This window comes from Ferrovibrio sp. (genome assembly GCF_046297595.1).
Classification (GTDB): domain Bacteria; phylum Pseudomonadota; class Alphaproteobacteria; order Ferrovibrionales; family Ferrovibrionaceae; genus Ferrovibrio.
The window spans coordinates 128,973-141,015 of the sequence record NZ_JBKBHT010000004.1 but is presented as its reverse complement, the minus strand read 5'-3'; the positions used below and the strand labels follow the sequence as shown (position 1 = coordinate 141,015).

At 64.5% G+C, this 12,043-nt stretch carries 10 protein-coding genes; 7 read left to right on the top strand and 3 right to left on the bottom strand.

Features of this window, described 5'->3' with window-relative positions; genetic code table 11:
- Positions 1-519 (bottom strand): GNAT family N-acetyltransferase, encoded by a 519-nt coding sequence (locus tag ACK4FJ_RS12630; RefSeq protein ID WP_409767000.1) that lies wholly within the window; start codon positions 517-519, stop codon positions 1-3.
- A gap of 313 nt (positions 520-832) precedes the next feature.
- A complete protein-coding gene (locus tag ACK4FJ_RS12625) occupies positions 833-1,777 on the bottom strand; it encodes a LysR family transcriptional regulator (protein WP_409766998.1) in 945 nt (314 codons plus the stop codon).
- A 119-nt stretch (positions 1,778-1,896) separates the two neighbouring features.
- Here ACK4FJ_RS12625 and wrbA point away from each other — a divergent pair, with 119 nt between their 5' ends.
- Both wrbA and ACK4FJ_RS12615 read left to right on the top strand, forming a co-directional pair.
- Complete coding sequence (gene wrbA / locus ACK4FJ_RS12620) at positions 1,897-2,496, top strand: NAD(P)H:quinone oxidoreductase (protein ID WP_409766996.1); 600 nt, start codon at positions 1,897-1,899, stop codon at positions 2,494-2,496.
- A 53-nt stretch (positions 2,497-2,549) separates the two neighbouring features.
- A complete protein-coding gene (locus ACK4FJ_RS12615; RefSeq protein ID WP_409766995.1) occupies positions 2,550-3,269 on the top strand; it encodes a pirin family protein in 720 nt (239 codons plus the stop codon).
- Between the two features lie 33 nt (positions 3,270-3,302).
- Here ACK4FJ_RS12615 and ACK4FJ_RS12610 read toward each other — a convergent pair whose 3' ends face one another.
- On the bottom strand, positions 3,303-5,741 hold the full coding sequence (locus ACK4FJ_RS12610) for a DUF3772 domain-containing protein (RefSeq protein ID WP_409766993.1): 2,439 nt from the start codon (positions 5,739-5,741) through the stop codon (positions 3,303-3,305).
- A gap of 174 nt (positions 5,742-5,915) precedes the next feature.
- Here ACK4FJ_RS12610 and ACK4FJ_RS12605 point away from each other — a divergent pair, with 174 nt between their 5' ends.
- From ACK4FJ_RS12605 to ACK4FJ_RS12585, 5 genes are all read left to right on the top strand, one after another.
- Complete coding sequence (locus tag ACK4FJ_RS12605) at positions 5,916-6,626, top strand: TVP38/TMEM64 family protein (protein ID WP_409766991.1); 711 nt, start codon at positions 5,916-5,918, stop codon at positions 6,624-6,626.
- A 3-nt stretch (positions 6,627-6,629) separates the two neighbouring features.
- Positions 6,630-8,057, top strand: coding sequence for a dihydrolipoyl dehydrogenase family protein (locus tag ACK4FJ_RS12600; protein ID WP_409766988.1), 1,428 nt, complete (start codon positions 6,630-6,632; stop codon positions 8,055-8,057).
- Between the two features lie 21 nt (positions 8,058-8,078).
- The gene (locus ACK4FJ_RS12595) at positions 8,079-9,503 is read left to right on the top strand and encodes a sensor histidine kinase (RefSeq protein ID WP_409766987.1); all 1,425 of its coding nucleotides are present in this window, start codon (positions 8,079-8,081) and stop codon (positions 9,501-9,503) included.
- A gap of 98 nt (positions 9,504-9,601) precedes the next feature.
- A complete protein-coding gene (locus tag ACK4FJ_RS12590) occupies positions 9,602-10,111 on the top strand; it encodes a hypothetical protein (RefSeq protein WP_409766985.1) in 510 nt (169 codons plus the stop codon).
- Between the two features lie 88 nt (positions 10,112-10,199).
- Complete coding sequence (locus ACK4FJ_RS12585; protein ID WP_409766983.1) at positions 10,200-12,041, top strand: adenylate/guanylate cyclase domain-containing protein; 1,842 nt, start codon at positions 10,200-10,202, stop codon at positions 12,039-12,041.
- The last annotated feature ends 2 nt before the right edge of the window (positions 12,042-12,043 follow it).

Below are 12,043 nucleotides of genomic sequence, written 5' to 3'. Positions count from 1 at the left end.
TCAGGCGGCCTTGCGCTTGCCGCGTGGCGGCTTGCCCACCATGCCGGCCACACCCTTGAGTGCGCCGGCGGCCAGTTCCATCACCTGGAACCGCTCGCGCTCGACCCAGCCCGGCATTTCCATGCCCCGGTCGGCCGCGCTCACGAAACCGAAGGGTTCGTAATAGGGCTTGTCGCCGACCAGGATGCAGAGCCGGTGGCCCAGCCTAGTGGCAGCATAGAGACTGTGCCGGATCAGCGCGCGGCCGATGCCCTGGCCCTGGTAATCCGGATGCACGGCCACGGGGCCCAGCATGATGGCCGGGGCCGCCTGTTCGCCGATGGCGACCGGCCAATAGCGGATGGATCCCAGCACGATGCCGTCCTCGTCGCGCACGACGAAGGCCAGCGGCTTGAGATGCGCGACATTCTCGCGCAACCGATAGACGGTCTTCTTGGTCCGCTCGGAACCGAAGGCGAGGTCGAGCAGGGTATCGATCTGGGCGGCGTCAGAGGGCCGCTCTGGCAGAATGGGGAACATCAGCTTGCTTCCGGCAACAAGTTCGGAGACCACAGGCGGACGGCTGGCCTGAGCCTTCCGTCCGTTCGGCCGGCGGTTCGCGCTCATCGGAGAAGCTGATATCGGTCGGAGTCTTGAGAGACGATGATCCCGCTTCAGTAGGCGCAAACGGCCGCCGCGCACCGCTTTCGCGATTGCAGATGCGATTGCATCTGTCGTCGCTGGGCCGGTGCGCCGGTACGAGCTCGTCGATGTCGCCACTGGCGGGTCATGAGACTGCGTCCTCTTGTCGCGCCCGTTCGATAGCATAGCCGGCGGGGGCCGTAAACCGGGTTCATGCAGGCCGTCTTTTGCCCTGCCCGGCTGTGTCTATCAGGACACACTCCCAGGGCGGATGGGGCGCGAACCGTTCGGCCAGGAAATCAATGAAAGCGCGCACCTTTGGCGTCAGGAACCGCTGGGCGGGATAGACGGCATGGATACCCAGGGGTGCCGGCTCATAGGCCTCCAGCAGCGGCACCAATCGACCGGCGGCGATATCGGGACCGGCGATGAAGCTGGGCGAACGCACGATGCCATGGCCCGCCACGGCGGCGGCGCGCAGCACGTCGCCGTTATTGGTCACCAGCCGGCCGCCGACGCGCACCGCCCAGGGACCGCCGGGTCCTTCATAACGCCAGATGTCGGGCTCGGGCAGGTATTTGTAGAGCAGGCATTCATGCTGGCGCAGATCGTCGGGTTTCAGCGGCACGCCGGCCTTGCGCAGATACGATTCGGACGCGCAGGTGATCGGCCGTACCGGCGCCAGACGCCGCGCGGTGAGGCTGGAATCGGCCAGATGGCCGATGCGGATCGCCACATCCACCTCCTCCTCCATCAGGTCGACCAGCCGGTCGTTGAAGGTGAGATCGACGCGCAGCTCGGGATACAACGACAGCAGCTCGGGCAGCAGCGGCGCGACATAAGCCAGCCCGAAGCTCATGGGCAGGTTCACCCGTAACAGGCCGCGCGGCATCGCCTGCAGGTTCTGCACGGCGGCCTCCGCGGCCTCGGCCTCGATCAGCACGCGCTGGGCATGCTCCAGCACAATGCGCCCGGTCTCGGTGAGCGACAGTTTCCGGGTGGTGCGTTGGAGCAACTGGGCGCCCAGTCGTTGTTCCAGGCGGGCGATCTGTTTCGACACCGCCGATTTGGACAGCCGAAGAGTGGTCGCGGCGGCACTGAAGCCACCGGTTTCCACTACACGGGCAAAAACAGCCAAGTCGGCTAAATGATCCATATCCCTGCATTTGTTTCTATTAGGAAACAATAATGTTCCAAATATCAGATTGTTTCTAATTATTCCATGCTTAAATTTCGTAGCGAGACCAAACCACCCCAGACGCCAAGGAGACGGCAATGACCAAGGTTCTCGTGCTTTATCACTCGATGTACGGCCATGTTGAAAAGATGGCGGACGCTATCGCCGCCGGCGCTCGCGAAGTCCCCGGTGCGCAGGTGACGATCAAGCGTGTGCCGGAAACCATGCCGGAAGAAGCCTTCAAGAAGGCCGGCGGCAAGTGGGACCAGGCCGCGCCGATCGCCAATCCGGCCGAACTGGCCGATTACGACGCCATCATCTTCGGCACCGGCACCCGCTTCGGCAATATGAGCGGCCAGATGCGCACCTTCCTCGACCAGACCGGCGGTCTGTGGGTGAAGGGCGCGCTGGTCGGCAAGGTCGGCAGCGTGTTCGTATCGACCGGTACCGGCGGCGGCAACGAAACCACCGCCAGCAGCTTCCACACCACCCTGCTGCACCACGGCATGGTGATCGTCGGCCTGCCCTATGCCATCCCCGAGACCATGGATGTCAGCGCGGTTAAAGGCGGTTCGCCGCTCGGCGCTGGCACCATCGCCGGTGCGGATGGCAGCCGCCAGCCGACCGAAGTGGAATTGAAGACCGCCCGTTTCCAGGGCAAGCATGTGACGGCTATTGCCGCCAAGCTGAAGGCGTAACAATTATCTCCGGGGCGGCGGCCTGCGGGCCGCCGCATCCGATGGAGGTTCCCGTGATCCATGTCATTCCTTTCGACCGTCTCGGTCGTATGCAAATCGACTGGCTGAACAGCCGGTTTCATTTCAACTTCTCGGGCGTCGCTGCTCCGATGGGCTTCGGCTTTGGGCCGCTGCGCGTGTGGAACGACGACGAAATCCAGCCGCAATCCGGCTTCCCGATGCATGGCCACCGCGACATGGAAATCATCACCTATGTTCGCAAGGGCGCCATCAGCCACGAGGACTCGCTCGGCAACAAGGGGCGTACCCCGGCCGGCGACGTGCAGGTGATGTCGGCCGGCACCGGCATCATGCACTCGGAATGGAATGCCGAGGACGAGTTGACGCATCTGTTCCAGATCTGGATCGAACCGCGTCAGACCCGGCTAAAGCCACGCTGGGATCAGGCCGCGTTTCCCAAGGGCGACCGCGCCAACCGTCTGGTACCGCTGGCCTCGGGCGAACAATCGGTGATGGATGCCAACCCCGGCACGCTGCTGATCCATCAGGACGCCACGCTGTATGGCGCCCTGATCGACAAGGGCGCCACGGCCAGCTTCGACATGCCGGAGAACCGCATGGGCTATCTGGTGGTGGCCGATGGCACGGTGACGGTGAACGGTCAGGAGGTCGCGACCCGGGCCGGCGTCGCGCTGGTCGGCGAAGGCAAGATCGAGATCGCTGCCGCCAATGGCGCCGAAATCCTGCTCTTCGACCTGCCGCGACCGAACTGATACCCAGAATCTTCCTGCTTCAACCGGCTGCGGCTAGTCCGCAGCCGGTTTTTTGTTACCCGCCAGAGCCATGGCCATCTTTTCCAGTCTGTCGATATCGGCCAGATGCACGTCGCTCTGCGCGTAGGGAATCTCGATGCCATTGGCATTGCAGGCCTTGTAGATGGCAAACCGCAGATCGCTCTCGATCATCATGCGGCGCTCTACATCGGCGATGAAGCCGCGCAAGGCGAACATCAACGCGCTGTCGCCGAAATCACGGAACACCACCATCGGCGCGGGAATGCTCAGGATGTCGGGATGCTTGCTCAGGCATTCCAGCAGCACATCACGCGCCTTCTCGACATCCGTCCCGTAGGCCAGGCCGATATTGATATCCACGCGCCCCAAGCGGTTGCGATGCGTCCAGTTCATCACCGGGCTGGAGATCAGATCGGAATTGGGGATGATCACCGAGGCGCGCGGAAAGGTTTCGATTTCGGTTGAGCGCACGTTGATGCGGCGGACATACCCCTCGCGATCTCCGACCACCACCCAGTCGCCGACCTTGACCGGGCGTTCGATCAGCAGAATCAGGCCCGAAACGAAATTGTTCACGATGTTCTGCAGGCCGAAACCGATACCCACCGACAATGCGCCGGCGATGATCGCGAGGTTCGACAGATCGAGGCCAACCGCGCCGATGGCTGCGACGCCTGCCAGCAGATAACCAGCATAGGTCAGACCAGTCACCATCGAATTGCGCACGCCGGGGTCGATGCCGCTTTGCTGTTCCAACCGGGTATTGAGCCCGCCGCTCAGCAGGCGCGTGATGCCGACACCGACAACGAGAACAACGATGGCCCCCAGGATATTGCCGAGCGATATGGTCACCGGACCGATGGTAACGCCATAGAACAGTTCCAGCGTGTAGGCGACCAGCGTCGCGCCGCTCATGCCCCAGGCTAGCGCAAGTGCGATCAGCAGCAGGAAGAACAGGACGACATCGACCAGCAACCCGAGGAATATCTGGGTCGTGGTACTCATCGGGCCGCTCAGCCCCAGCGGCTGTCGCAGGCTACGGAACCGGCTGTCGGGGCTATCGGCCAGATTGTTCAGGCCATCGCGGATTGCCGTGCGCACAACGCTGTAGGCTGCCAGGGCCAGGGCCGAGCCAAGCAGCGCAAAGGACAGGAAAGCGGCAGCGCTGTAATAGCCGAGCAGGATCGCGGCCAGCGCCACAAGATTCAGCGCGAAGACAGCTCCTGTCAGCAGGCGGAGCGGCCGCAGGTCCTCGCCCAGTTGGCGCCAGAGCCGGGGATCGGCAAATCCCAGATTGACCAGCACCAGGAACAACGCCACGGCAGCAATGACCAGATCGCGTCCCGCCCCACCGAAATCGGGCGACCGCGAGGGCACGACCAGGATGCTCAGCAGTACGATGCCGATCACAAAAACCGCCACACGACGGAGCAGACTGTCGCGTTGCGGCTGCGGCAGTTGGATCACCGCCCAGGCCGAATTGTTCGGTGCCAGGATGGCATAGACTAGGCCATAGGCGAGCAGCGCCAGGCTGAGCGCCTGCAGCAATGCCTGCAGCATCGTTCCGACCATACCACCGGCCCAGCCGTTGCCAGCCACCACGCCGTATACTGCCCACAGCACCGCCAGAGGCATGGCTGTGCGATTCATCAGCTCCGTGAAAGCGGCCACAGTGCGACGCACCGGCGACGGATCCGACGTATCAGGACGGACGCCGTAGTGGCGATGCAGCCAGCGCTGCGCGGGGATCACAAGGACCACGGCCAGCAAGGCAACCACGGCCATCTGCATCAAGGTGGTGGAGCCTGCACGACGATCGCCATCTGCTTCCAACCAGGCCTGCGGCGCAGCCCTTACCTCCTGAGCGGCGGCGACAATATCAGCCAGCCCATCGTGCCAGAAAACCGGACTGAACGGCGACGCTCCACGATAAATCAGCTGTCGGGTGAATTGCTGGCGCGCTTCGTCGGCGACCTGATCCTGCAGGGCGACAATCCGGGCCAGCGCCAGTTCTGACTGCTTTACGCCATCCTGCATCGCCTGCAGCCGGGCGGATAACTGCCGGCGTGAATCGGCCACGGCCGCCGACTCGCGCGGCTGTCCCGCCGCCGGTGCCGGGCCCAGCGCATCGAGCTGGGTCTGCGCAGCGGTGGCGGCCTGCTTGAACTGGTCTCGCTCTTCCGTGGCCGCCACGCGCAAACGGTCGAGGCTGGCGCGTAGCGCCACAAACCCCTCGTCATCCATGCGCGGATCGCGTAACTGCCGCTCTATGGCGCCCAACGCCGCATTCCAGTCGGCGGGCTTTCGGGTCTCGATGGGGCCCGCTGTGGTCTGCGCCTGCGCCGTGAGAATCCCAGCGGGCGACAAGGCGGAGCCAACGACAAGGGCGAGACAGGCGACGCGGCCGAACGCCAGCGTTGCGCGGAGAATGGCTGTAACTGAACAGGGCATATGCGGCATGGATGAGGCGGCCGGATGGCGGGGTCACGTTTGAGTGAGTCGGGTCGGCAGGCCGATCCGGTCTGGGTGCATTTTACTCCCTTTGCTGCCAGATTGGGGCAAAAACAAGGCTCCGACAATCCATGTCCGGCCCGCTGGGGGCCCCAACGTTCAAAGACCCTCCGAATGCAGACTCGTCGGTTTCTTCCGCTGCTCCTGCTGGCTCTCGGGCTGGCGCTGTTCCTGATCCTGGATCTGGGCCGGTATTTCGATCTTGCCATCCTGCGGGACCAGCAGGCCGGCCTGCGCCGCTGGATCGAACTCCATCCGGTCCCGGCCGTCGCGGCGTATCTTGTGTTCTATACGCTGACGGTCGCTTTTTCCCTGCCGGTCGCCAGCTTGGTCACGCTGGCCGGTGGCTTCCTTTTCGGCCCATGGCTGGGAACCCTGTGGACCGCGCTGGGCGCCACCCTTGGTGCCACGGCCATCTTCCTGGCTGCCCGCGCGGCGCTGGGTGACCACCTTGCCGCCTTCTTGCGCCACAAGGCCGGACCCCGGCTAGCTGCACTGGAGCATGAACTTCGTCATAACGGTTTTCATTATCTGCTGTTCCTGCGACTGGTGCCGGCCTTTCCGTTCTGGCTGGTGAACATCGCCCCCGCCTTCTTCGGCATTCCGCTGCGCACCTACATCGCTGCCACCGCCATCGGCATCCTGCCCGGCACCTTCGTCTTCACCTATCTGGGCCATGGGCTGGACACGACGCTGGAGCAATCCGGTAGTGTTGGCGTAGCCGGCCTGCTCAGCCTGGAAATCCTGATTGCCTTGACTCTGCTGGCTCTGCTGTCTTTGCTGCCGGTCTGGCTGAAGCGGCGTCGCCGTCCCGGACAGGAGTAAGCCATGGCAGAACGGATCGATTGTGACATCGCCGTGATCGGCGGTGGTTCCGGCGGACTTTCGGTTGCCGCTGGTGCCGCACTGATGGGCGCCAGCACCGTGCTGATCGAGCGTGGCCGCATGGGTGGCGACTGCCTGAACTACGGCTGCGTGCCCTCAAAGGCCCTGATCGCCGCCGCGCGGCATGCCGCGCATTGGCGCCAGAGCGCAAAGCTGGGCATCCGCTATGACGAGCCGGACATCGATTTTCCGGCCGTCATGCGGCATGTCAAGGACACCATTGCCACCATTGCGCCGCATGATTCGGCAGAACGCTTCGCGGCATTGGGTGTGCGCGTCCTGCAGGCCGAGGCGCGCTTTGCCGGCCCCGACCTTCTGCAGGCCGGCGCAACGACGATCCGGGCCCGCCGCATCGTCATTGCCACCGGTTCCACCCCGGCCATTCCGCCGATCCCCGGATTGGATACGATTCCCTTTCTCACCAATGAAACGGTTTTCGACCTGACCGAACCGCCGATCCATCTGATGATCCTCGGCGGCGGACCGATTGGCGTCGAACTGGCGCAGGCGTTTCGCCGGATCGGCGTCAGGGTCACCCTGATCGAACGCCTGACCTGCCTGGCGAGGGAAGACGCCGAACTCGGCAGCCTGCTGATCGACACCCTGCGCGAAGATGGCGTCGTTTTGCATGAACGGACAGAAGTGACGCAGGCGGAAAACACCGTCTCCGGCATCGTGCTGACGCTTCGCCATGCCGATGGCGGCATCGACCGCATCGCTGGCTCGCATCTGTTGGTGGCGACCGGCCGCAACCCGAATCTTGAATCGCTCGACCTCGCCAGGGGTGGTGTTGCCGCCGATACCCGTGGTGTCACCGTCGACCGCCGGCTGCGCAGCACGAACAAACGGGTCTTTGCCATCGGCGATGCCACCGGCCTCAGCCCCTTCACTCATACCGCCAGCTATCATGCCGGCGTGGTGCTGAAGAACGCGTTGTTCCGCCTGCCGGCCACCGCCGACCACAGCCTGATCCCGAGGGTGACCTACGGCGACCCCGAACTGGCAGCGGTGGGCCTGAACGAAACCGAGGCCCGGGCCCGCCATAACCGCATCACCATCCTGCGCTGGCCCTTCGCCGAGAACGACCGGGCCCGTGCGGAAGGGCGTACCGATGGGCTAGTGAAGGCCATCGTGTCGCCGCGCGGGCGCATCCTGGGCGCCGCTATCGTGGGGGCGGAGGCCGGCGAACTGATCCAGCCCTGGATACTGGCCATGCAGAAGCGGCTTGGCATCGGCGCCATGCAAGGCCTGCTCGTGCCGTATCCGAATCGTGGCGAAGCCGCTAAACGGGCGGCGGCGGATTTCTACCGCCCGAAACTGTTCTCCCCCCTAACCCGGCGGATCGTACAGTTTCTCGCGCGCTTCGACTGACTGGTAGCGTATAATATCTTTATGGATGTTCCGCCCCTGCATGACGGATCGGCCGCACCGCCGCAACGGCCGGCCAACGCGATCAGCCTCTCCAGCAGGCTGCTGCTGCTGACGATTCTTTTTGTCATGCTGGCCGAAATCCTGATTTACCTGCCCTCGATGGCGCGGTTCCGCATCAGCTATCTGGAGGCGCGCATAGAACTGGCCGACCAGGCCGCCCTGGCCCTGCTGGCCGCCCCCAACGCCATGGTCAGCGCCGAACTGGAAGACGAACTGCTGCGCAATGTCGGCGGCAAGCTGGTGGCGATGCGTCGCCAGGAATCCAACGCCCTGATCCTGAGCGACCGTCAGGAGCTGCCCATGCTTGGCAAGCCGGTCGACCTGTCGAACTGGATGTGGTGGGAAGCCATCGTGGATGCCGTCGTCACCTTGTCCGGCAATGCCGACCGCTTCATCCGCGTGGTGGGGCCCTCGCCGCGCGATCCGCAAACGCGCATCGAACTGGTGTTGCCGACCGCGCCGCTGGCCGATGCCCTGCGCGATTTCTCATGGCGGATATTTTCGCTGTCTCTACTGATCTCGCTGGTCACGGCCGGCCTGGTCTATCTCAGCCTGCAATGGCTGCTGGTAAGGCCGATGCAGCGGCTGATCGGCAGCATCGTCGGATTCCGCGCTGCACCCGAAGACGCACGGCAGATCATCCGGCCCTCATCGCGCCGCGACGAACTCGGCCTAGCCGAACACGAGCTGCACGTGATGCAGCAGGACCTGCGCCATGCCCTGACCCAGCGCGCCCGTCTGGCCCAGCTGGGAATCGCCGTCAGCAAGATCAGCCATGATCTACGCAACATGCTGGCCTCCGCGCAACTGGTCTCCGATCGCCTGGCCGCCTCCGACGATCCCACGGTGCGCCAGGTGACGCCACGGCTGATCAGCGCGGTGGATCGCGCCATCGCGCTCTGCGCCCAGACCCTGCGTTATGGCAAGGCCGAGGAACGCGCGCCGGAACCGGAAACCATCATGCTGCGCGATTTCGTCGAGGACGTGGCCGCCGGCCTCGCTCTGGCCGGCGACGCCAACATCCGCTGGCATAACGCCGTGCCGGAGGACCTGAGCCTGCCGGCCGATGCAGAGCATCTCTATCGCGTGCTGAACAACCTGATGCGCAACGCGGTGCAGGCCATGCCGGAAAGCGGCGACCTGCGCGTGGCGGCCGCGATCAGTGGCGACGAGGCCGTGATCGAGATCGCCGATACCGGTTCCGGCCTGAATGAAACCGCCCAAAGCCACCTTTTTGAGCCTTTCCGCGGCGGCCGCAACGGCGGCACCGGCCTGGGACTGGCCATCGCGCGCGAGTTGATCCGCGCCCATGGCGGTGAACTGGAACTGGCCCGCACCGGACCGCTAGGCACGACATTCCGGATTCGTCTGCCCATAACCGGTTAACCATATCGTTTAACTGTATATTGATGGCTGATCGCGCGATAATGCCGCAGCTAGAATAGCTGACAGGCATCCAGAAGATGCCGCGCAGGAGAATGGCCATGCGTACCGCGATCTGCAAAGTCTTCGTGCTGCCGCTGCTGCTGGCCGGTCTTCTGGCTGGCTGCTCGACCGAGCGCGAGAATCTGACGCCCGCCACCCAAGCCCTGGCACTCGGCATCGGCTTCGAACTGGTCAAAACCAGGATCGAGCGGCGCCTGGAAGTCACCTGCAATCCCCTCAACTTGGTCAGCGATGGCACCTACTGCGTCAGCAATTACAAGCCGACCGACCGCCAGGAAGTCTGGTGCTTCAAAACCCTCGGCGGCGTGGACTGCTATGGCGAGCCCGACCCCTATTCGCTGGAAGGCCGCGCCCTGCCCGCTCCGCCGCGGCCGCTGGCCGACCCTCGCATGCCGATGACCCCGCCTGGCCGACGCAATCCGCCGCAGGTGGCCGTGGCACCCACCGGCATGCAGACCGTCATCGAAGAACCGGAACAGCCGATGGCGACCGAGCCAGCGCCGCTTTCCGCCGAACCGCCGGCAGCGCCTCAGCCACCGCGTCAGTAGCCACCTCTGGTAAATTCCATAGGCTGACGGGGCATCCGCACCCTTGCCATAGTCGGCGACGCGCTAATTCCTTGTCTGGGATTCCGCAATGCCACGCCACCATGATCGCGTCTGGGTCTGGGAACTGCCGGCGCCGCCGGCTGCACTCTGGCCATACCTGTCCGATACCGCCCGCTTCAACGAAGCGGCTGGTACCCCGCGTTATGCCGTAGAGGAAGTCACCCAGCCCGACGGATCGGTGAAGCGCAAGGCCAGCGCCCGTTACAAGGGCGTGACAGTGGAATGGGACGACCCGCCGTTTGAATGGGTGGCGGAGAGGGAATTCCGTCAGCGTCGCGTTTTCCGTCGCGGACCGCTGCAGTATCTGGCCCCATCCCTCAAGCTGGAAGCGACCGCCGATGGCGGCAGCCGCATCACATATCGCCTGAGCGGCGCGCCACGCGGCGTGACCGGCCACCTGCTGTTTGCGAGCGGCGTTCTCGACAAGATCGGCAAGGGCCTGGAAGACATGATCCGCCATGCCGGCGCCTTCGTGGACGGGCAGACCGAGCAGCCATTTGCCTATACACCGCCCGCCGCAAGCCCGGAACAGAAACAGCGGCTGGCCAGCATGGCCCAGCAGATTGCCCACACGCCCTATGCCCATGGCCTGGGTGAGCGGCTTGCCGAGCATATCGAAACCGCCCAGGAGGTCGACCTGGTGCGTATTCGTCCGCGTAAGCTGGCACGCGACTGGCAGGTGCCGTTACGCCATGCGGTCGAACTCTGCCTGGAAGCGACCCGCGTCGGCATGCTTGGTCTGTCGTGGAACCTGCTCTGTCCGCGCTGCGGCGGCGCCAAGGCCGGCGCCGCGAGCCTCGACCAGTTGCCCCGCCAAGCGCATTGTCCATCCTGCAACATCAGCTACGACGGAAATTTCACCCGGAATATCGAGATCAGCTTCAGCCCGGCCCCCAGCATCCGCAGCATCGCCGAGGGCGAATTCTGCATGGGCGGCCCGCATGTCTCGCGGCATATCCTGGTGCAGCAGATCCTGCAGCCAGGCGAACAGCGATTGACCGCGGCCACGCTGCCGGCCGGTGAATACCGTCTGCGCACGTTGGAACCCGGCGGCGAATGCCTTGTGCAGCACGAGGGCGGCGCATTTCCGGCCGTGATTGCGGAAACCGCCACCACACCCGATTTCGCCATCCGCAGCGAACCCGGCCAGACCATCGGCGGCATTGTTTTCCACAACCGTACCGCCCGCGAACTCACCTTCGTGATCGAGACGCGCAACTGGCTGCGGGACGCCCTCACCGCCCATGAAGTTACCACCATGCAGGCTTTCCGCGACCTGCTGCCCAGCCAGGTGCTGCGCGCGGGTGAGGATGTCGGCATCGACAACGTGACGCTGATGTTCACCGACCTGGAAGGCTCGACCGCATTGTATGAACGACTGGGTGATGGCGCGGCCTATCGTCTGGTACGGCGGCACTTCGCCTTTCTGGCCGCCACCATACGCGACCATGACGGCGCCCTGGTCAAGACCATCGGCGATGCCGTGATGGCGGCTTTCGCTACGCCCGAACAGGCCGTGCGCGCCGCACTGGAAATCCGGGATCGCATAGGCGGTTTCAATGCCGAATACCGCGAGGAAACCGCCGCCGAAGGCCGCGCCATCGACGCAGCCATCGTGCTGAAGATGGGGCTGCATGGCGGACGCTGCATCGCCGTGAACCTGAACGAGCGGCTGGATTACTTCGGCAGCACGGTAAACCTGGCCGCCCGCCTGCAGGGCCGCTGTCGCGGCGGCGAGGTCATTCTCTCCGAGAACCTGGCTGCCGATCCTGCCGTCACGCCGCTGTTGCAGGATCGCGAGCTGCGCCATGAGGCTGCTGAACTGAAAGGCTTTGACCAGTCTATACCCTTCGTTCGCCTGCTGGCCTGAGC